Source organism: Actinoplanes sp. NPDC051411 (genome assembly GCF_040682075.1).
Lineage (GTDB): Bacteria > Actinomycetota > Actinomycetes > Mycobacteriales > Micromonosporaceae > Actinoplanes.
In genome coordinates, this window is the sequence record NZ_JBFBAD010000007.1 from 104,198 (window position 1) to 124,336 (window position 20,139).

Below are 20,139 nucleotides of genomic sequence, written 5' to 3' on the forward strand. Positions count from 1 at the left end.
GGGCTGGCGTGGTCGGGGGCCCGGGGCGGCGTGCCCGGTCGACCTCAGGAGCCCATGTGGCGGCCGGTGTTCATCAACGTCCGCAAACGACTGCCACGCACCAGGGTGCTACGCGGGCCGACGGTGCGGCCGTCGTCGGCGATCTCTATCCCGTCGACCTCGTACCAGAGTTCGCCGGCCTCATTTTGCGGTGCGGACCACCGTACGTGCGTAACGGCCAGATGCAGCGTTCCGGAGCCGAAGCGGTAATCCGCTTCGGCCAGATGCAGCACCGGCCGGGCCGGGCCGGCATTCGGCCTGCCGTCTCGTTCCCGCACTCTGTTCACCCCCTGGACAACGCACTCACCTTCCCTCGCCGCACGCGCAACTTCAATCGCAAATGCACGTGCAGATGCACGGGAGACCCGAATGTGGCCGATCGAGGCGGCCCGGGCGCCAGGAGGGTGGCCCGGGGTGGCCGAAGGTTTGACTCGCCGTTGATCCAATCGGGCACCTCGGGCGCCGGCGGACGCTGGCAAGGACGGTTGGCTGGCCGCTCGGGCCTTACCGGTGGGCGGGTTGGTGTGTTGCTTCGACGATCTGGTCGCGGCCGGCGTTCTTGGCTTGGTAGAGCGCGGTATCGGCCCGGGCGGTGAGGTCGTCGGAGGTCTCAGCGCCGTTCCACTGGGCGATGCCGGCGGAGAAGGTCTGGCCCAACGGGGTGGCCTGGCGCATGCGTTCGAGGACCTCGCGGGCTTGCGCGGGGCCGGCGTCGGGCAGCAGCAGGACGAATTCCTCGCCGCCGTAGCGGGCGAGGTGGTCCGCTGAACGGAGCTGGTCCTGCCACGCCGCCGTCGCTTCTTTCAGGAGGCGGTCGCCGGCCGGGTGCCCGTACGCGTCGTTGAAGTTTTTGAAGTGGTCGAGGTCGATGACCGCGACGATGAGCGGGTCGCCGGTGCGCCGCATCCGTTCGATGGTGCGGGGTAGTTCGGTGTTCCAGGCACGCCGGTTCGGCAGGCCGGTGAGTTCGTCGGTGACGGCCAGCTCGCGCACCTTTTCGGTCTGCAGGTCGAGTTGGGTGAGCAGTTGCGACATGCGGGTCAGGACCAGCAGGAACAGGGCGATGCAGCCCAGCGCGATGGCGAGCGCGTCGGTGACCTGGTGCCGCAGGGCCTGCATGACCAGCAGCGCGGGTCCGATCAGCGACGCCACGGTCAGGGCGGCGAGCAGCGGCCGTCCGATACGGACGGGACGCGGCGCGACCGCCCGGGTCAGAGTCCGGACCTCGGGATGGACGGCGGCGGCGCCGAACAGCAGGTAGCCCACCAGGTAGACGTCGGCCAGCGCCTTGTCGGCCAAGGGGCCGGCCTCCCACACCATCTGGTTGATCACCGCCCAGGCGCCATCACCGGCCAGGAAACAGACGAGTGCGGCGCAGACCAGGCGGAACGAGGTGTTGCGGGCGCCGCCGCTGAGCATCAGGCGCACGGTCATGGCCAGCAGCACGAGGTCGCCGACCGGGTACGCGACGCTGACGATGTGACCGAAAAGGCCGATGGTGGGGTCGGACGCGGCCGGCTTGATCATGAAGACCCAGGCCAGAAGGCCCATGCCGGTCGTCAGGGTCGTCGCGTCGACCAGGCTGGACCAGTCACGGTGTGCGGTACGCCGCCGGATCAGCAGCACCAGGCCGGCCGCGATGGCCGGGTAGAGCGAGAGGTAGGCGGCGTCGGCCCACGAGGGGAAGCCCGGCTCGACCGCGCTGTGCGTCAGCACGTACTCCACGAGAATGCCGGCGGCATTACCGGCGACGCCGAGCGCGAAAAGCCACCACGTCACCGATATGGCGGGACGCCGATGACGGATTCCTGCAACGATCATCGCGGCGGCGAACCAGCCGACAGCGACCTGCCAGATGAGCTGCAGGGTGCTGCCGTCGGGTACCGCAAAGAACGCGGTCACCGCGATCGCCGCGACGGCCACGTGAAAGCGCATCAACCGACTTGCCATGGGTAGCCGTTGCCTCCGCTCATTGCTCCTACGAGTAATAGGAGCCGCCGCCGGTTGCGCGACCGGTGTAAGCACGGGAGCAGATCGGTAGCAGACGCTAAGAACCCTGAGGTGGACTGGTACGCGCTGACCTGCAGTCCGTCGGCGGCGCGCCGGTTGGGCCCGGGTGGACTTCGGGCGTCGATCACTGAATGCTCGACTCGTGAGCATGACGACCAGTCGGCATCTTGTCGGACGCGACGAGGAGTTGCGAACTCTTCTCGGACTTCTGGCCGGTGCCGGTTCCCGCGGATTCGCGGTCGGTCTGCTCGGCGAGCCGGGAGTAGGTAAAAGCGCTCTCCAGGCGGCAACGCTCGAGCACGCGGAGTCTCGGGGGTTCACCGTGCTCACCGCGCGGGGCAGCCAGTCCGAGACGCACCTTCCGTTCGCCGGCCTGCACCAGCTGCTACGACCGTTGTTGCCGCGCGCCAGCCGACTGCCGGTCATGCAACGTGACGCCCTGCTGTCCTGCTTCGCCATGACCGTCGCCACCGAGATCAATCCGTTCTTCACCTCCCTGGCGGTCCTGGAGCTGCTGGTCGATGCGACGGGGCAGTCGCCGGTGCTGGTCTGCGTGGACGACGTCCACTGGTGGGACCGGCCGTCCATCGACGTGCTGGCATTCGTCTGCCGGCGGATCGGCAGTGAGCGGGTGGTCGTGCTGTGCTCGGCGCGACCGGGGTACTCACCGTTCGCCGACGCCCACACGGTCGAGTGGACGGAGCTGCGGGGCATCGACGAAGCCGCGGCGGCCGTGTTGCTGGAGAGCCGAGCGCCGCGCCTGCCCGGGCCGGTCCGTGATCGGGTGCTGGGGCAGGCCCGTGGCAACCCGCTGGCGCTACTCGAGTTCGCCGCCGCCCTGGAGTCGGGCCGGCACGCCTGGACCGAGTTCGACGACGACCTGCCCATGACAACCCGGCTGGAGCGTGCGTTTCTCGCCCGGGCCGAACGTCTGGACCAGGCCGCGCGTACGGTGCTGCGTGTCGCCGCGATTGACGACGGCGACGACCTCGACGACGTCCTCACGGCCGCCCAGAGCCTGCACGGCTCACCGCTCGATCGGGCCGCGGCCGAGCCGGCGTTCGAGAACGGTCTTCTGATCGAGGCCGGCGGCCGATACCGCATCGGCCACCCGCTGATCGGTTCCGCCCTGCGCCAGGCGATGCCGCCGGCCGAACGCCGGCGGGCGCATGCGGCACTCGCGCAGGTATTGGCCCCCCATCCGGATCGGGCGGTGTGGCACCGGGCCGCTGCTGTTTCCGGGCGGGACGAGCAGATCGCGGCCGAGCTGGAAAAGGCCGCCGGCCACGCCCAGCGCCGGGGAGCCACCGCCTCCGCCACCGCCTGGCTGGAGCGGGCGGCCGCGCTGAGCCCGGATCCATCGGCGCGGGCCGGCCGCCTGCTCAGCGCCGCCGAGCTCGCCTATCAACTGGGCCGGCACAGCCAGGTCGAGCAACTCAAGGCGCAGGTTGCCGAGCTGGATCTGCGGCCACGGGACCGATCCAGGCTGGCGTGGCTCGAAGGCGTCTTCCACGACGGCTCCACCGGCGAGGCCGCGGAGGTGCGTCACCTGGTCGGCTCCGCGCACGACGCGATGACCGCACGGGACACCGAGCTGACGGTGCAGTTGCTGCTCGGCGCGGCCCGCCGGGTCTGGTGGCGCGACCCCGGCAAGCCGCTGCGGCACGAGATCGTCCAGGCGGCTCAGCAGGTCGGTCTGCCGCCCGGTGACCCACGGTTGCTGGCCATCTGTGGACTGGCCGAGTCCACCGAGCTGGGGCCGATGGTCGTCGAGCAGCTCGCACGCTGGCCCGCCGACGCCAACGGGCGGCCGGACGAGGCCGGGCTGCTGGGCATCGCGGCGTTCGCCACCGGCGACTTCCCCAACGCGGTGGCCTTCCTCTCCACTCCCGTCCAGGAGCTGCGCGCGCAGGGCCGCATGAGCCTTCTCGCCGAAGCGCTGGCGATTCGTTCGTGGGCCGAGATCTACCTCGGTGTCCTCGACCCGGCGAGATCGGCCGACGAGGCGATGCGGCTCGCCGACGAGACGGGTCAGACCATGTGGGCGGCCACCGCGCGCCTCGCGCTGGCCGTGATCGGAGCGGTGACCGGCGATCAGGAAGCCGGCGACGGACTGGTGACGGAGGCCGAGGGGGTGGCGCTGCGTACACCGAACGCCTCGTCGTCGCTGCTCAATGCCGTGCATCTGGCCCGCGGTCTCGCCGAGCTGGGCGCCGGCCGCCACGACCAGGCGTACGGCGAGCTCCTCCGTATGTCCGAACCGAATGATCCCGCTTTCCACCGGGTGCAGCAGACTTGGACGTTCGGCTATCTGGCCGACGCCGCGGTGCGCACCGGCCGGCACGCCGAGGCGAGATCCCGGTTGAGCACCATCGAGCAGGTCGCGGCCGCTTCCCCCGCGACCGGTTCGATCCTGCCCCTGGAATACGCCCGCGCGGTCCTGGCCGACGACGATTCCGCGGAGTCGCTGTTCCAGGCCGCGGTCGACGGTGCGAGCCGCCGGCTGCCGTGGCACCGGGCGCGCGTCGAACTCGCGTACGGCTCGTGGTTGCGGCGGCAACGACGCGTCATCGAATCCCGCGAGCCGCTGCGGGCAGCGCGGGCGGCCTTCGACACCGTCGGCGCGCGCGCCTGGGCCCAGCGAGCCGACCACGAACTGCGCGCGACCGGCGAACGCGGCTGGCAGCCGAGCTCAAGCCCGCGCGAGCGGCTGTCGCCGCAGGAGGCCCAGATCGCCGAGCTCGCCGCCCAGGGCCTGTCGAACCGTGAGATCGGCCAGCGCCTGTTCCTGTCCCATCGGACGGTCAGCTCGCATCTCTATCGCGTGTTCCCGAAACTCGGCATCACCTCACGCAACGAGCTGGCCTCGGTGCTGTCTTCAGTCACCTGACGCTAGCGGTGGCCCCGGCTACCGCCGGCCCGCGGCGCATGACGCATGCCCGCGACCGAAGCCTTCGTGATCTCCATCGGCCTACCGTCCACGCAACGGCGACGAATGGAGACCACCGTGGCAACGCCTGTGCTATTCATCCATGGACTCTGGCTGCACGCATCTTCCTGGGACGACTGGGTTCAACTCTTCCGCGACGCGGGTTACGAGCCGGTCGCACCGGGCTGGCCGGGCGACGCCGCGACCGTCGAGGAGACCCGGGCCAACCCGGACGCGGTCGCCGGTCACGGCATCGACGACGTCGTCGACCACTACGCGCGCATCATCGACGGCCTGGCTACCAAGCCGATCCTGATCGGGCACTCCTTCGGCGGGATGATCGCCCAGAAGCTGCTCGGCCTCGACCTCGGTGTGGCCGCCGTCGCCATTGACGCCGCCCAGATCAAGGGCGTACTGCCGCTCCCTCTGTCGGCGCTGCGGTCCGGCTTCCCGGTGCTGGGCAACCCCGCGAACAAGGGCAAGGCCGTTTCCCTCACCCCTGATCAATTCCGGTACGCCTTCGGCAACGCCCTCACCGAGCAGGAGTCCCGCGACCTGTACGACCGGTGGTCGATCCCGGCGCCGGGCAAACCGCTGTTCGAGGCGGCCGCGGCCAACTTCAACCCGCACTCGCCCGCCAAGGTCGACACCGCCAACGAGTCCCGCGGCCCGCTGCTGCTGATGGCGGGCGGCAAGGACCACACCGTTCCCGAGACAGTGGTGCGCGCGACCCTCAAGCAGTACCGCCACTCCCACGCGGTCACCGACATCGTCGACTTCCCGGACAAGGCGCACTCGCTGACCATCGACGCGGGCTGGCGCGAGGTCGCCGAGACCGCACTGAGCTGGCTGAAGGAACAGGGCCTGTGAAGAAGCCCGCCGCACTGCCCGCAGTCGTCCTCGCGCTCGCGATTCCCTCGGCCACCGCGGGTCACGACCGCGGACTTCCTCCGGTAGGCGAGTCATGGAACTTCATCTGACCGGCCTGACCGCCCTGGTCACCGGCGCCAGCCGCGGTATCGGACTCGCGATCGTGCAGGCTTTCGCCGACGAGGGTGTGCGTGTGGTCGCCGCGGCCCGCACCACGACACCGGAACTGGCCGCCCTCGCCGAGACCGGCCGGGTCCATCCCGTCGCCGCCGACCTGAGCACCGCGGACGGCCCGGGCTCGGCCGTGGACGCGGCGACCGCCCTGCTCGGTGGCCGGCTCGACATCCTCGTGAACAACGTCGGCGCCGTGCACCCGCGCACCGGCGGGTTCCTGACGGTCTCGGACAGCGACTGGCTGGAAACGCTGACCATCAACTTCCTCGCCGCGGTCCGGGTCACCCGCGCCGCACTGCCGTACCTGTTGCGCGACGGCGGATCGATCGTCACGGTCAACTCGGTCAACGCGTCGCTGCCCGACCCACTCGTCATCGACTACGGTGCCGCCAAGGCAGCCCTGGCCAACTTCTCCAAGGCACTGTCCAAAGAGGTCGGCCCGGCCGGCGTACGGGTCAACACCATCAGCCCCGGACCGGTCAGCACCGCTCTGTGGCTCGGCGAGAACGGCGTCGCCGCCGCGGTCAGCCGGGCGAACGGCGGTTCCCCGCAGGGCGTCGCCGCCGACGCCGCGGCCGGCTCCGTCACCGGCCGGTTCACGATGCCCGAAGAAGTCGCCGACCTGGCCCTCCTGCTGGCCAGCAGGCTCACCGCCAACGTCACCGGCGCCGACTTCACCATCGACGGCGGCCTGACCACCACGCTATGACCACGAAAAGGCTGCACGTGGCCGGACCACCGGCAGCCGTCCAAAGGGGACGTCCGGGCGTGGTTCGATCTTCCTCTCAGCGTGGTCGGAGCCGTCGCTGCAGGGGACCGTCGGGGTTGTCAAGCCGCTCGAATCGCTTGAAGTCGATGCCGTGGCGCAGCTTGAGCGTCGCCTCGGTCATCAGCAGAGCCGCGTCGACGGCGTTGGTCATCGCGGCGTACTGCTCGATCCACTTCTGCCGTTCGGGATACTCCGCGGTCTGAAGTACGCGGATCAGTGCGATGTGGGCAAACCCGATCTGGGACGGTGTCATCGGCATCGTGTCGGTCCTCCGCTCGCGGAAAACCCGGTCGCGCTGCGCCGTTCGAAGCTCGGAGCGGCGCACGATCAACGCGTCCTCGGACTCGTCGTCGCAGCTCAGCGGATCAGGATTGACCGCGGGCTCCGGCAGTTGATGCGGCGTGTCCTGCCGCGGAGTGCCGAGAGAGAGCAGGTGCAGAACGTCATTCGCCGCCTTGTCCCGTTCGGTCAGCGAGGTCATGCCGAACAACCGCTCGACGGTGGCCGGCATCGACGTGTGGTCGTAGTCGGTATGGTCGATCGTGCCGCGGCGTACGTACGGGGAAATCACCAGTGCGGGAACCCGTACACCGAGCTGGTCGAAAAGGAAACCGTTCTTGACGTACGACTGGGTGATGGTGTCGCCGGGCGGCACCGCGGGTGGCGGAGCCACGTGATCGTAGAAGCCGCCGTGCTCATCGAAGAGGACCAGCAGCATGCTCCGCTCCCAGAGAGGCGAACTGCGGATCGACTCGTAGACCGACTTCACGAGCCGTTCCCCGCGTGTGACGTCGTCCAACGGGTGCATGGAGTTGCCGCACGTGAAGTCGCCCGGTCCGGTCACGTCGAAGTCGTGCGCCCCATACTTCGGCTCGATGAACACGAACCGGGACGCGAAACCGTCGCCGTTCACCTCTGACCGGAACTCATCGAAATCGGTGAACCGGCCCTGCAGTGCGTTGAGGTTCATGCCGTTCATGGCGAAGCTGACCGGGAACTCATCGCCCTCGAAGATCTTCCACGGGATGCAGTACTCGTCCAGGAGGCCGAAGAGCGATCCGTTGGCGAAGCGGTAGCCGTCCACCGTCGTAGCGTCCACCACCTCGAGCGGGGTCGGGCTGTCGTCCAGGCCGCCGGACGAGGACGCCAGCAGGAAGAACCTGTTCGGCCAGGTCGGTCCGGGCATCGACGAGAACCACCGGTCGCAGATCGCGAACTCCTCGGCCAGCCGGTGCAACACAGGCAACTGGTCCGGCGTGTAGCAATGCATGATCCGCTCCGGAGTGGCCGACCCGCCGTCCCGGTAGTTGGCGACGAATCCGGAGTTCGTGATCGCCGGATACCCACCCGGCGTGGGGCCGTAGGCGGCGCCTTCGCCGGCCAAAGCCACCAGGGTGCCGGCGAACTCGTGGTCCGGATCCGTGTCGATGTTCTTGAGCGCGAAGTCAGCCGGCGTGCTCACCGGCACCACCGCGCCGGTGACCGGGTCGACGTTCGTATCCCGGGCCGGGACCGCGCCGATGACCGAGGTCGGCTCGCCGTCGATACCGACGCCGCGCAAGCCGCTGAAGCCGAACATATGGTCGAACGATCGGTTCTCGAGCATCAGAACGAACACATGGTCGATCGGTGGCCGGGAGGGTTCGTCACGTCCACGACCCTGGCGGATGAACCGCAGCACGCTCAGTATCGCGCAGCGCACCACGTCCCAGGCGATACAGGCCATGCTGACGAACCACGAGAAGACGACACATATCGCGGTGACGAACCAGGCGAATGCTTTGCAGACCCATTTCGCGATCCAGCACCAGGCTTTGCAGATCCATTTCGCGACCCAGTACCACGCGCGGCAGAAGAAACCCGCAATGCAGTTCCACGGCGTGTACCAGTGGCACTCGTCCCAGGACGTGCATTGGTTCGAGCCCTCATCGGCCCATCGGGAGCAGGCGGAGGAGCCCTCGTCGGCCCAGGATGTGCAGATGTAGTCCGTGCGCGACGACCAGTTTTTACACGAGATCACCACCCTGGTGATCCATTTCGTACAGGTGGACATTGCCGGAGCGTAAGCGTTTCATGTACGTCCGGACGCCGGCTGTCCGCCATGCGACTTCGCCGGCGCGGAACCGACCTGTTCGGCCGATGTCACCGGGATAACGCGAACGATAAGAAAATGAGAGGAGGTCGTTCTGATGATTGTCGAGGCTCTGCCCGACGTACAACGCGCCCGCCTTGCTGTGCCGCTCGTCGGCCGTCGTCGGATCTCCGGCGTCACTCTTCATGTCGCTCGGCTCGACACCGGTGAGGCCCGCCGCCTGCAGGATCGGATGAACGCGCGGCTGACGGCGTGCGGCTGTGCGGAAGGAGCCGCGACGGTCGTCTGCGCGGCGGTCTTCGCGGTGATGCTTCTCGCGCTGGCCGCGCCGGGTCACGACCTCGTATGGATCGCGTTGCGCGGCTTGGCGATCATCCCGCTGCTTGCCGCGGCCGCCATCACGGGAAAGGCGGTGGGCCTGCTGACGGCGCGGATCCGGTTCCACCGCCTGTGCGGCACTCTCGCCCGGCGGCTGCAAGCCACCGCCGATGCGCCCACCGGCAGACTGGCCGGCGGACCTCCGCACCCCTCAGGACTCGTGTGATCGCGTTCCTCGGCGTTCCTCATCTGGTCTGGGTCTTGGCCGGCCCTGGCAGGGATCGCCGGGGCACCTACGTCGGGCAGCACCCGAGATCGACCGGCCGAGCATCCAAGTCGATTTAAGGATTCCAGAAGAAGCACAGGACTTCCGTCAAGGATGTCGCTGGAAGTGACTCAGTAGTCGATCTGGTGTTGGCTTCGGTTCAGCCATCAGCTGGCCGCCGCACCTCCGGATCTCGATAGAGGCGGCGTACTGGCTCGTGTGCGCGGTCAGACGCCACCTCGCTCGCCGACATGCGGAGATCCAGTATCGGCCGGATCAGTTTGCGATGAGACTGGATCAGGTCCGTTGTGGCGGCGTCGCTCCGGGCCACAAGGGAGCTGCCATGGCGGTCTATGGGCCCCTTGGTGCGAGGTCGTACGGTAGCGCGGTCTCAACGTCGGCCGGGCTCTATCACGGGTTGCGCCGTGCCGTTGCGGTGCGGGCATTCTCGATGGCGGGATGTAACTCGATCGCCGCCCGGGTGCGGTCCGGCTGCCTCCGCCTCCGGTGTGCGGGTAGGCATGGTGCCGGCCGGGGCACATCAATCTGTGGAGGTGGGGGCGAGCCTGATTTCGAGGTTCGCTGCCCAGTCACTTCCCGCCTCGTCGCATTGTTTTGTTCAGGACGAAGGCCGCGAGCCCTCGTCGATCCTTCGACGGCCGGGCGGCCGGATCGACGAGGGCTGGGGCGGAACTGACGACCTCAGTGGCTGTCGGTTCGCGGGTCCGTGTCGTGGGTCCGGACGCCGGACTTGGCCAGTCCCCGGCTCACCATGTAGCCGATGGTCAGGAGCGTGATGAACCACCACGCCTTGTCCGCGGCGAAAATGTCGCCGCCGTTGTCCGTGCCTGCGTCACCGGTCACTGCGGAGGCGATCAGCACGCCGATGACGGCCAGGACGTAAACGATCAGTTCAGTGGTCTTGAACGAGGGCTTCGTCTCCTCGCCGCCTCGTCGGACGCGGACTTCGCGACTGGTTCGGCCAAGGCCGGTGTCAGAGGTGGTCACTGTTGCTCCTCGGGCTGTATGAACATGTTTGCCCCCGTATGGGGGGCCGCTACCGTTTCGCGGGGCGGATTACCACAGCCACTTCCCATCAAACGTTCAGTTGGAGTTTTTCTTGCTCGTCCAGGTGCCGACGTGTGGCACCGGAGCTAAGGGGCGCGGTCGGTCGGTGCTAGGCGGCTGGACGCCGGCCATGTGGGCGCCTGGGAGCCGCCGTGCCCTTGGCGCCTACGCGGTCGGCTCTTTCACCTCGTTGTTGATCCTGGCCATACGCAGCGACACTGACTGCTCCGGAGGGCGAAGGCTCGCCGGCCAAGGCACACCCTTGCCCGCAGCGCGATCCGGAGTTGAACCGGGCATGCGCGGACACTGGAGGTTCGACGTTGAGCTGCTGCTACAACAGGCAGCGGAGCGAGGTCGTCAAGAACCGGCTGCATCTGGATCTGCGTGTACCTGGCCTGGAGGCGGAGACGGCTAGAGTGGCCGCGCTCGAAGGTTCCGTCCTCGGCCACCCAGGTCTGGCGCTCGCACAAAGCGTGATCGACCTACGCCCAATAGCGCGCGGAGCGCGCAGATGAGTGCAAAGTGTAGCCATTCCCGGGTCGCGCACGGCGCGGCCTTGCTCCCGGGATAGCAGAATGGCCTACCGAAGGCGCGATTGACCTGGCTTATCGGCGTGTGCGGCACCTTGACAGGAGTACTCACTGGTTCACTCCTGCAGGCCAGGAACGCAGTACGGCAGCAGATGGTTTCTGCGGGTGTACTGCCGACGGCGGAGCGGGCCGAGACCCTGTACGACAGAGAGTCCGCGATGAGCGAGGCGGACGCGCACGCACCGTCGCTGTCCTGGACATCGCCGGCCTACTTCATCCGCTAGGACCGGCCGCTGGAACAGCGACTGCCGCTGGCATCTCCGGAAGCGCCGCCGATCCGCCTCACGCCGCGAGGGAGGTGACCGCTCGGCGATCGACCCGCCGGAGGGTGCCGCAGTTGTCGCATTGCATGTAGTAGGTGCCCGGCTTGACGGGGAAGAGCGGAATGAAGAACAGCGTGAACTTCGTCGACCGCTTGACCACAGTTTGAGGGGCATGGACGCCGCACGCCTCGCACACCATCCACCGGCGAGAGGCAACCTTGTCACGAGTCCGGAAGCCGAACAGCAGAAAAATCACGTCAGGCTCCCGTCGCGAAGCGGCACGGATCACGTCGCTGGAGTATGTCCCCACTTGGCATGTCCACGGGATTCCCCACGTCAAGCAACTCAACCGCACAGCGACATGTCGGCGGCCCCGATCCGCATCCTGCGGCCAGCCGCGATCAGGTTCGGCAACCGGGAAGGACCTGAGTCATCCCGACTTCGGCCGCTCGCGTTGGACTGTTCGGTGCTGTCGGCTGCAGATCGGTTCGCGCGCCTTGGACCGCTGCGGCGGAGCCTTTCGGGCTTGCGATGAGGTCGTGAGAGTAGAGCAGCATGCGGGCATCGGCGACGTGCACGACGAGGTCTCCCCTGCCGGGACCGGCCGGGCCGATGGTGACCGCGCACGTCGGCGCGTCGGTGAACCGGGCTGTGGCCGGCAGTGGGCGGCGGCCATCGAGGGTGACAAGCTCTCCGGCCACGTCATCGAGCTACGGTCCGGAGGGCGAAGCCCGGCGGGGATGACCCCGCCGGGCCGGCCGTACGTCAGGGATAGCTGATCACGTTGTGGGGGGTGACCGCCGACGGCAGGGCCGGGTCGCCCGTGTCGTTGATGACGTGGGTGATTGAACCCTTGCCGAGGGAGACGGTCAGCACGTCGTGGAACTTGACGTTCGAGTTCACCGGCGCCTCGAAGGAGTGGTAGGCCGCGATCGAGGGATCGGCCGTGAAGACGCAGTAGCTGCCCAGGCCCCAGGCCTCGTGACTGGTCACGCCATTGCCGACCTTGTACGCCGCATAACCGGTGATGCCGTCGTGCGACCAGGCGGCCGCGCTGGGCGGGTCGTACGGCAGCTCGTTCTGGAAGAAGATGGTCTTGCCGCCGTTGCCGTTCCAGACCACGTTGTACTTCTGGAAGTGCTCGACGAACAGGCCGTACGCCATGACGTTCGCCCCGTTGACGAGCAGGCCGGTGTCGGCCGGATTGCTGGTCCAGCCGGCCCCGCTGCCGTGGTCGGCCCGCCACGACCAGATGTGGTCGATGATCGTGTTGTTGCTGTTCACCACGAGCGCGTTGGTGACCGCGGCCGGCCCGGCACCGCCGACGCGCAGGAAGACGTCCTGCAACGAGGTCGGGTCGGCGGCGTGGCTCGCGCTCGCGCCGGCTGGTCCGATCTGCAGCAGGGCCGCCGATCGGGTGGCGCCCGCGTCGAACAGCAGCCCGGCGATCTTGACCCCGTCGACGTCGGCGACGCTCATCGCGGTCGCGCCGTTGTCGGCGGTCAGGGTCGCGTAGCCCAAGCCGAGCACCACGGTGTCGGCACGGGTCACGTTGATCGTCTGGCTGACGTGGTAGACGCCGGGGGTGAACAGCAGGTTCAGGCCGCCGGCCAGTGCCGCGTTGATGGTCGCCGCGGAGTCACCGGGGTGCGCGACGTAGAACTGGCTGAGCGGCAGGGACGTGCCCGGGGTGTTGCCACCGGCCCAGGTGGTGCCGGTGCTGTTGGTGCGCAGCGACGGCACGAAGACCCGGTAGGCGCCGGCCGAGTCGGTGTAGAGGTAGGGCTTCTCCCGGGTCACCGGGGTGCGGGGAACCACGGTGTAAGGCGGCTTGGGGAAGCTGTTTGCCGGCGCGCCGTTCACGCCGGAGAAGACCATGTTCCACACCCCGCCGTTCCAGCCGCCGACCTGGCTGTCACGGGTGTACCACTGCTGCTGCGAGCAGGGGCTGACCGTACCGCTGATCCGGCTGTCGGCGATGTAGCCGCCGCTCGCCCACCCGCAGTTGGGCGAGGCGAGCGTCATCCCGCCGTGCACGTCCATCCGGCGGAACGGGGCCGCCTGGGCGACCGCCCACCGGTCGGTGCCGGAGACCGGGTAGAGCTCCATGTTCTCGGCCGAACGCCAGAAGTTGAGGGTGGCGTTCCCGGAGTTCCAGCCGGCGTCGACGGTGATGTCGCCGTGCAGGGCCACGTCGTCGGGGTTCTGGCCGAGTCCGGCGACCGAGGTATAGAAGCCGAGTTGGGCGTTGAGGCCCTGGTAGGAGCCGGGCTTGAACAGCAGCGCGTACCGCTGGGTGCCGAACTGGTTCTTCTCCTGGGTGGCGAAGACCTGGTCGAGCCGGGACTGGATGCTCGACGACGACATCGACGGGTCGAAGACGATCACGTTGGGGCCGAGGTCACCGCCGCCGCCCGCCGGCGGGGGCGTGGTGGTGCCGCCGGAACCGCTGTGCACGGCGAATTCGTAGAGGGAGTAGCCGTACGTCGTGGCGCGGGTGCTCCCGTACATGCGGATGAACCGGCCGGAGCCGGTGACCGGGATGCTCTGGGTGCCGCCGCTGCCGGTGGTGGTCGAGTAGATCGTCGTCCAGTCGCCGGTGCCGCTGGGTGACACCTGGATCTGGAAGGCCTTGGCGTACGACGTCTGCCAGGTCAGGTCCACCTCGCAGACGGCGGTGGTGCTGCCGAGGTCGATCTGCAGCCATTGCGGGTCGCTGAAGCCACTGGACCAGCGGGTGGTCGCGTCGCCGTCGACCGCGTTGCCGGCCGAGAGCCGGCTGGCCTCGACGGACGACGTGGTCGCCGGATGGTTGAGGGCCACGTTGGTGGTGCCGCAGTCGGCCGCCTCGGCGCCGGGGGGCGCGAGCAGCGGGGTGAGGGCCGATGCGGCCAGCACCGTCAGGACCGCGAGGACCCTAGCTGTGCCTTTCATGGGATCTCCGATGGGTCGGTGGGGTGCCACCGGTGGCCGGCCGGGGCACCGCCGGGGCGGGAACGTGCGCCACTGGCGATGCCCGGAAGGTAAGCGCAGCGCGGCGAGCCCGGCAATCGTTTGCCAAGTTTTTGCCAGACTTGAATGAAATGATCTATTAACGTGTTGGCAAACTTTGGCAAATGATTGCTGCCATTCTCGGCGGGCTGTTAGCGTCCGTTCCCATCATCGGCGGTGCTCAATATCAATCCGGCAAGGAGATCCCTCATGAGCATCAGACCAAGCCTGCCCAGATTCCGATTCGCCACCGTTGCCGCGGTGTCCTTAATCGTCGTGCTGGGCGGAATAGGCACGGCCCGGGCGGCCGACGATCCGCCTCGCGCCCAATACCACGAGATGCACGCCAACTGTGAGGTCAACCACCGCCTGAGCGACGACCCGATCGTCTTCCCCGGACTGGCCGGTGCCTCCCACAACCACACCTTCATCGGCAATCCGACGACGAACGCCAACTCCACCCCGGCGTCGCTCGTCGGCGGCGCCACCTCGTGCGAGGACACGCTGGACGCGTCCGGCTACTGGTTCCCGACGCTTCTGCGGAGCGGCGTGCCGGTCATCCCCGACGCCCCCACCGTCTACTACAAGTCCGGTGTCAAGGACTACCGCACGGTCAAGCCGTTCCCGGCCGGCTTCAAGCTGCTGGTCGGCGACGTGCACACGCCCGACGCCGCGCACTTCCTGGGCAACTGGCAGTGCCCCGGATTCAAGGGCAACGACATCCCGGCGTCCTGCCCGAGCGGTTCCTCGCTGGTGGTGCGGTTGACCGCGCCGAGCTGCTGGGACGGGGTGCACCTGGACACGACCGACCACAAGTCGCACATGGCGTTCCCGGTCAGCGGCGTCTGCCCGGCCGACCATCCGGTGCCGTTGCCGATGCTCGAGATAAAGCTGCCCTACCCGCTCGACAATGGCAGCACCGCCGGCCTGGCCTACTCCTCCGGCGCCAGCTATTCATTCCACTACGACTTCATGAACGGCTGGGATCCGGCCCGGCAGGCATATCTGGTGTCCTATTGCATCAACGGCGGACGCCAGTGCAACGGATTCGGCGAAGACCCGAAGAATCCCTGATCCCACGGCCCAATACACCGCAAGTAGTTGGAGCCGGCGGCGGCCGCCTCCGGCTACTTGCGCTGCCACCGTAACGGTCGGGGGTAATGCTCCACAGATCCGCCGCCGCCTCGACCGGCGCTCGCGCAACGCCTCCGCGTACGCGACCGCCGGCCGAGCTGCCCACGCGGCCTGCACGTCGTCGGCAACGTGGCGCCGGCATCGCTACAAGATCATGTGCACGGTATTCGGCAAATCAGGATGCCGGCGTGCGCGGCGCAGACTCACCGGCCGGATATACCGCGGGCCTCTCGCGCGCCAGATCGCGCAGTTGCTTACTGACCTGATCTCGGAACAGTTCAACTCCCCGTGCCCGGCTGTCCGGGACGCCGGACCCTAGTTCCGGGACAGGCTCCGCGACGAGGCTGACCGGCATGAAGACAACGCCATTTTGGATCTCAGCCGTCAGCCTGCTCGGAGCCTCCGTCGGCCAACTGGCCCAGTACCTGATCAGTCCGATCAACCCCGGCGATCCGGCCGCCACCTCGGTCACCGCGGCCGCCGCCCATCCGGCGCTCATGCGCGCCGCCCTCGTCCTCGACCTGCCCATCCTGCTGATCGTCCCGGCCGTCATTTTCCTCGGCCTGGCCGCCGGCTACGGCACCTCCCGGCTGGCCGGGGTCGGCACGCTGCTCACCGTGGCAACGGTCCTCGGCGGCGGCTACCTGCTGGCCGGCGACGTTGTCGTCTGGGCCGCGGCCCAGCATCCCGGCGGAGCGGCGGTGGCCGAGGCGTACTTCAACTCGGGGGTCATCTCCGGCATCGCCGTGTTCTACCTGGCCGGGCACGTGGTCGGATTCCTCCTGCTGGGCATCGCGGCCTGGCGCAACCAGACCCTGCCGCGCTGGGCCGCGGTGTCGCTGATCGCGTGGCCGCTGCTGGAGATGGGCGGCACGGCGGCCGGCCTCAAGGCCGTCGGCGGACTCGGCGACGCCCTGCTGGTGGTCGCGTGCGTCGCCGCCCTGAGGGCCCTCGCACCGGCCGCATCCGGGCTACCCGGGATCGTGCGGTCACCCGAGTCCGCCCGCCGCTGATCCAGAGCAGTATCAGACATGATGAACACCGGACGGATGGTGGCGGCGGCCGCACGAGCCGCCGTGATCGCAGCTGCGCTGCTCACGCTGGCGGTCGTGGTGGCGGTCCTGCGGTACCGGCTGGACTGGATCGGCGCCGGCCTGGTCCTGATCGCCGTCGCCGTTCTTCCGATTCCGTTGGTCGGCTCGGCCGCCGTCCGGGCCCAGCCGCGCAACCAGGTCGGCTGGATGCTGCTGGCAGCGGGGGTGTCGCTGCCGCTCGGGCTGACCGCGTACGCGATTGCGCACACCGCCTTCTCGCCCTGGGCCGGCTGGCTGGACGCCTGGCCCTGGACGCCGGCACTGACCGTCCTGCCCACCGTGGGCCTGCTGCTCTTCCCCGACGGGCGGCTGCCGTCGCGCCGGTGGGCGCCGGCATTGTGGCTGGGGTGGGCGGTGAACATCGCCCAATTGCTGTACGCGTGGTTCGCCCCGGCCCTGCTCGACTTCCCCGACCGGGCGAACCCGACGGCGCTGCCGGGCGCGTACGGCGCTTTTGCCGACGCGCTCGGGCTGACCATCGGACTGGTCGCGCCGCTGGCGACCGTGTCAGCGGTGGCCGTCTTCGTACGCTTCCGCCGGGCACCGCGTGGCGGGCCGGACCGGGCGGCGTTGCGCCTGATTCTGCCCGCCGCGGTCCTCGCCGCGTTGTCGTGGTGGTCTTGCATGCTGGTCGTCTCGGTGTGGGCCGACAGCGACAAGGCTCTCGCGGCCGAGATTGCCGGGCTCCTGGCGATCGCGGCCACCGCCTGGGTGGCGGTCCGCCGGTACGGCATGTTCGACGGACGGCAGGTACTGCACCGGGCGCTGGTCTACGCGGCGCTGAGCGTGCTCGTCGTCGCGGTGTACCTCCTCGCTGCGGCGGTGGTCGGGCTGATCGTGTCGGCGGCCGCCGGGCGGACGGTCGCGCTGGTGGCTGCGGTCCTCGTCGCGATCCCGTTGCACGGCTGGCTGCGCCGGCTCGCGAACCGCATCGTGTACGGGTACTCCGACGACCCGTCGGGCGCTCTCGCCTATCTCGGCGCGCGTCTGCGCGGGGCCGCGGCCGCCGACGACGTGCTGCCGGGGGTGGCCGACTCGGTCCGGTCGGCGCTGCGCCTGCCCGGCGTGCGGATCGAGATCGGCGCCGAGGCCGTCACCACCGGCCCGGTCGTTTTTGCCGATGCCGAGCAGTTCCCGTTGGTCTTCGCGGGCGAGCGGATCGGCACGCTGACCGCCGCCCGGCGCGAGCCCGGGCGGCCCTTCGGCGCCGGGGAACGCCGGGTGCTGACCGACGTCGCCCAGCAGATCGCCGCCGCCGGGCATGCCGTGACGCTGAGCCGCGACCTGCGCCGGTCCCGCGAGCGCCTGGTCACCGCCACCGCCGAGGAACGCCGCCGGATCCGCCGGGACCTGCACGACGGCCTGGGCCCTACCCTGGCCGGCGTGGTGCTGGGCCTGCAACGCATCCACGGCCGTACCGCCGACGCCGATGTCGCCGCCCAGCTGGACCAGCTCACCGAGCAGACCCGGACCGCGATCGCCGAGGTCCGCCGCCTGGTCTACGACCTCCGGCCGCCCGCACTGGACGAGCTCGGACTGGTCGGCGCGCTCGACGAACAGGCCCGCACCCTCGGCGGGATCACCGTCACCGGCCCGGCGGTCGAGCCGGCGTGGCCCGCGGCGGTGGAGGTGGCCGCGTACCGCATCGCGATGGAGGCCATGACCAACGTCGTGCGACACGCCCGCGCACAGATCGCCTCGGTGACGCTCAGCGTGAACGGCGCGCTGGAACTGGAGGTGGTGGACGACGGCGTCGGCCTGCCCGCCGGATTCCGGGCTGGGGTGGGCATCGCGTCAATGCGCGAGCGCGCCACCGAGCTCGGCGGCACTTGCGCCATCGAGCCGGGGGAGCGGTCGGGTACGCGGGTCCGGGCCGTACTGCCGCTGGAACCGCGATGACCATCCGCGTCGTCGTGGCCGACGACCACCCGGTCTTCCGCTCCGGGCTGCGCACTCTGGTCGAGGACAGTGACCTCCTGAAGTACGCCGGAGAGGCAGCCGGGGGCGCCGAGGCGGTCGAGGTGTGCCGGACAGCCGAACCGGACGTGGTGCTGATGGACATCCGCATGCCCGGCGTCAGCGGCATCGACGCCACCCGCCAGATCCTCGCCGCCCGTCCAGAGGTCGGCGTGCTGGTGCTGACCATGCTCGAGGACGACACGTCGGTGTTCGCGGCCATGCGCGCCGGCGCCCGCGGCTACCTGCTGAAGGGCGCCGGACCGGACGAGATCGTCCGCGCGATCGTCGCGGTGCACCGCGGCGAGCTGATCGTCGGCGCGGCGATGGCGACCCGGGTGATGGCGTTCTTCCGCGCCGGCCCGCGAACCCCGGCGCCCGCGTTTCCCAGTCTGTCGCCCCGTGAACACGACGTTCTGCATCTGATCGCGGCGGGTTGCGGCAACGCCGAGATCGCGCGGCGGCTCGCGCTGAGCGAGAAGACGGTTCGCAACAACGTCTCCGCCATCTTCACGAAACTCCAGGTCGCCGACCGTCCAGCCGCCATCATCCGCGCTCGTGACGCGGGTCTCGGGTAGCGTCGGCGGAGGTCTTGCCCCAAAGCCCGTCGCACTGTGCACGACGGGTCGCCATGCGCGGTTCTCGACCAGATGATCACACCTCATCTTGGAGATCATTGTTGGGCGCCGCCCCGGCCAGGCAATGCAGTAGGTGTAGAGCGGCTCACGGTGGGGAAGCCAGCCCGGATGGCGTTGTTCAGCAAGCACGGCGGACGACAGGCACCTGGCTTCGGCCAACCGCCCGTCGAGCCTGAACCGGAACTCGAGGAAGCCTTCGACCGGCTCGTCGAGGAAGGCTCGGCCCGCCTGGCCCGTCCGCTGTCGACTCTTGCGGTGACCGGGCTGCTGGGCGGTATCGACGTCGGCACCGGCGTCCTCGCGTACTTGATCGTGCACCAGGCCACGGGGTCGACGGTGCTGGCCGGCATCGCCTTCAGCATCGGCTTCGTCGCGCTGCTGCTGGCCCGCAGCGAGCTGTTCACGGAAAACTTCCTGGTGCCGGTTGCCGCCGTCGCGGCACGGCACGGTTCGATCGGCGGGCTGGCCCGGCTCTGGACGGTCACGCTGCTGGCCAACCTCGCCGGCGGCTGGGTGATCTCCTGGCTGATCATAGAGGCGTTGCCGGCGCTGCACTCCACCGCGATCGAGGCCGGCACGCACTACGCCCATCTCGGCATCAACCTGCGCTCGTTCTGTCTCGCCGTGCTCGCGGGCATGGTGATCACGCTGATGACCCGGATGCAGCACTCGACCGAGAGCCTTGGAGTGCAGCTGGTACCGGCGTTGCTGTTCGGGGCGCTGCTGGCCGGCGGGCAGCTGTTCCACTGCGTACTGGATTCGATCCTCATGTTCGCCGCGCTGATCGCCGGAGCGCCGTTCGGCTTCCTGGACTGGCTCGGCGCTCTGGTGTTCTCCATTCTCGGCAACATGGTGGGCGGCGTAGGCCTCGTGGCGTTTCTCCGGCTGGCGCGGGTGCCGCACCGCATCGCCCAGGAACGTCGCCGCACCGATTGACGG

The 20,139-nt window shown here is 69.1% G+C and carries 17 protein-coding genes; 10 read left to right on the top strand and 7 right to left on the bottom strand.

Features of this window, described 5'->3' with window-relative positions; translation table 11 throughout:
* Positions 1–44: 44 nt before the first annotated feature.
* On the bottom strand, positions 45–317 hold the full coding sequence (locus AB0M88_RS05955) for a hypothetical protein (RefSeq protein ID WP_364096028.1): 273 nt from the start codon (positions 315–317) through the stop codon (positions 45–47).
* 226 nt (positions 318–543) lie between these two features.
* Positions 544–1,974: a GGDEF domain-containing protein gene (locus tag AB0M88_RS05960; protein ID WP_364096030.1), complete on the bottom strand. Its 1,431-nt coding sequence runs from the start codon at positions 1,972–1,974 to the stop codon at positions 544–546.
* Between the two features lie 223 nt (positions 1,975–2,197).
* On the opposite strand from AB0M88_RS05960, the gene AB0M88_RS05965 reads away from it, so the two are divergent.
* From AB0M88_RS05965 to AB0M88_RS05975, 3 genes are all read left to right on the top strand, one after another.
* On the top strand, positions 2,198–4,939 hold the full coding sequence (locus AB0M88_RS05965) for an AAA family ATPase (RefSeq protein WP_364096033.1): 2,742 nt from the start codon (positions 2,198–2,200) through the stop codon (positions 4,937–4,939).
* Positions 4,940–5,056: 117 nt separating this feature from the next.
* Entirely contained in the window at positions 5,057–5,848 is a 792-nt protein-coding gene (locus tag AB0M88_RS05970; protein ID WP_364096036.1) for an alpha/beta hydrolase, read from the top strand.
* A gap of 94 nt (positions 5,849–5,942) precedes the next feature.
* Positions 5,943–6,731, top strand: a complete 789-nt coding sequence (locus tag AB0M88_RS05975) for an SDR family oxidoreductase (RefSeq protein WP_364096038.1) — start codon at positions 5,943–5,945, stop codon at positions 6,729–6,731.
* Positions 6,732–6,807: 76 nt separating this feature from the next.
* Here the strand turns inward: AB0M88_RS05975 and AB0M88_RS05980 are convergent, their stop codons facing one another.
* Positions 6,808–8,517 (bottom strand): alkaline phosphatase family protein, encoded by a 1,710-nt coding sequence (locus AB0M88_RS05980; protein WP_364096041.1) that lies wholly within the window; start codon positions 8,515–8,517, stop codon positions 6,808–6,810.
* On the opposite strand from AB0M88_RS05980, the gene AB0M88_RS05985 reads away from it, so the two are divergent.
* Entirely contained in the window at positions 8,459–8,776 is a 318-nt protein-coding gene (locus AB0M88_RS05985; protein WP_364096169.1) for a hypothetical protein, read from the top strand. The two genes, AB0M88_RS05980 and AB0M88_RS05985, sit on opposite strands and share 59 nt — an antisense overlap.
* Before the next feature lie 21 nt (positions 8,777–8,797).
* Here AB0M88_RS05985 and AB0M88_RS05990 read toward each other — a convergent pair whose 3' ends face one another.
* Together AB0M88_RS05990 and AB0M88_RS05995 are read right to left on the bottom strand one after the other, a co-directional pair.
* Positions 8,798–9,328, bottom strand: coding sequence for a hypothetical protein (locus AB0M88_RS05990; protein WP_364096044.1), 531 nt, complete (start codon positions 9,326–9,328; stop codon positions 8,798–8,800).
* 840 nt (positions 9,329–10,168) lie between these two features.
* Positions 10,169–10,474 (bottom strand): hypothetical protein, encoded by a 306-nt coding sequence (locus AB0M88_RS05995; RefSeq protein WP_364096047.1) that lies wholly within the window; start codon positions 10,472–10,474, stop codon positions 10,169–10,171.
* Between the two features lie 380 nt (positions 10,475–10,854).
* Between AB0M88_RS05995 and AB0M88_RS06000 the strand changes: the two genes are divergently transcribed.
* Positions 10,855–11,049 carry a hypothetical protein gene (locus AB0M88_RS06000; RefSeq protein ID WP_364096050.1) on the top strand — a complete coding sequence of 65 codons (195 nt, stop codon included), beginning with the start codon at positions 10,855–10,857 and terminating at the stop codon, positions 11,047–11,049.
* A gap of 357 nt (positions 11,050–11,406) precedes the next feature.
* Here the strand turns inward: AB0M88_RS06000 and AB0M88_RS06005 are convergent, their stop codons facing one another.
* Both AB0M88_RS06005 and AB0M88_RS06010 read right to left on the bottom strand, forming a co-directional pair.
* On the bottom strand, positions 11,407–11,643 hold the full coding sequence (locus AB0M88_RS06005) for a zinc ribbon domain-containing protein (protein WP_364096053.1): 237 nt from the start codon (positions 11,641–11,643) through the stop codon (positions 11,407–11,409).
* Between the two features lie 509 nt (positions 11,644–12,152).
* Positions 12,153–14,321: a discoidin domain-containing protein gene (locus tag AB0M88_RS06010; RefSeq protein WP_364096055.1), complete on the bottom strand. Its 2,169-nt coding sequence runs from the start codon at positions 14,319–14,321 to the stop codon at positions 12,153–12,155.
* A gap of 267 nt (positions 14,322–14,588) precedes the next feature.
* On the opposite strand from AB0M88_RS06010, the gene AB0M88_RS06015 reads away from it, so the two are divergent.
* The 5 genes from AB0M88_RS06015 to AB0M88_RS06035 all read left to right on the top strand — a co-directional run bounded on the left by AB0M88_RS06015 (position 14,589) and on the right by AB0M88_RS06035 (position 20,136).
* Positions 14,589–15,452 carry a DUF1996 domain-containing protein gene (locus AB0M88_RS06015; RefSeq protein ID WP_364096058.1) on the top strand — a complete coding sequence of 288 codons (864 nt, stop codon included), beginning with the start codon at positions 14,589–14,591 and terminating at the stop codon, positions 15,450–15,452.
* 413 nt (positions 15,453–15,865) lie between these two features.
* Positions 15,866–16,525 (top strand): hypothetical protein, encoded by a 660-nt coding sequence (locus AB0M88_RS06020; protein ID WP_364096061.1) that lies wholly within the window; start codon positions 15,866–15,868, stop codon positions 16,523–16,525.
* Positions 16,526–16,543: 18 nt separating this feature from the next.
* Positions 16,544–18,505, top strand: coding sequence for a GAF domain-containing sensor histidine kinase (locus AB0M88_RS06025; protein WP_364096064.1), 1,962 nt, complete (start codon positions 16,544–16,546; stop codon positions 18,503–18,505).
* The gene (locus AB0M88_RS06030; RefSeq protein ID WP_364096067.1) at positions 18,502–19,140 is read left to right on the top strand and encodes a response regulator transcription factor; all 639 of its coding nucleotides are present in this window, start codon (positions 18,502–18,504) and stop codon (positions 19,138–19,140) included. Before AB0M88_RS06025 ends, AB0M88_RS06030 begins: the two co-directional genes overlap by 4 nt.
* 36 nt (positions 19,141–19,176) lie before the next feature.
* Positions 19,177–20,136, top strand: a complete 960-nt coding sequence (locus AB0M88_RS06035; protein WP_364096070.1) for a formate/nitrite transporter family protein — start codon at positions 19,177–19,179, stop codon at positions 20,134–20,136.
* The last annotated feature ends 3 nt before the right edge of the window (positions 20,137–20,139 follow it).

What these genes read in the sequence shown, in the direction of transcription:
- AB0M88_RS05980 (WP_364096041.1), bottom strand. Translation starts at nt 8,517, where the DNA reads ATGGCCTGTATCGCCTGGGACGTGGTGCGCTGCGCGATACTGAGCGTG.
- AB0M88_RS06025 (WP_364096064.1), top strand. Translation starts at nt 16,544, where the DNA reads ATGATGAACACCGGACGGATGGTGGCGGCGGCCGCACGAGCCGCCGTG.
- AB0M88_RS05960 (WP_364096030.1), bottom strand. Translation starts at nt 1,974, where the DNA reads ATGCGCTTTCACGTGGCCGTCGCGGCGATCGCGGTGACCGCGTTCTTT.
- AB0M88_RS06010 (WP_364096055.1), bottom strand. Translation starts at nt 14,321, where the DNA reads ATGAAAGGCACAGCTAGGGTCCTCGCGGTCCTGACGGTGCTGGCCGCA.
- AB0M88_RS06030 (WP_364096067.1), top strand. Translation starts at nt 18,502, where the DNA reads ATGACCATCCGCGTCGTCGTGGCCGACGACCACCCGGTCTTCCGCTCC.
- AB0M88_RS06015 (WP_364096058.1), top strand. Translation starts at nt 14,589, where the DNA reads ATGAGCATCAGACCAAGCCTGCCCAGATTCCGATTCGCCACCGTTGCC.
- AB0M88_RS05985 (WP_364096169.1), top strand. Translation starts at nt 8,459, where the DNA reads ATGAACCGCAGCACGCTCAGTATCGCGCAGCGCACCACGTCCCAGGCG.
- AB0M88_RS06020 (WP_364096061.1), top strand. Translation starts at nt 15,866, where the DNA reads ATGAAGACAACGCCATTTTGGATCTCAGCCGTCAGCCTGCTCGGAGCC.
- AB0M88_RS05965 (WP_364096033.1), top strand. Translation starts at nt 2,198, where the DNA reads ATGACGACCAGTCGGCATCTTGTCGGACGCGACGAGGAGTTGCGAACT.
- AB0M88_RS05975 (WP_364096038.1), top strand. Translation starts at nt 5,943, where the DNA reads ATGGAACTTCATCTGACCGGCCTGACCGCCCTGGTCACCGGCGCCAGC.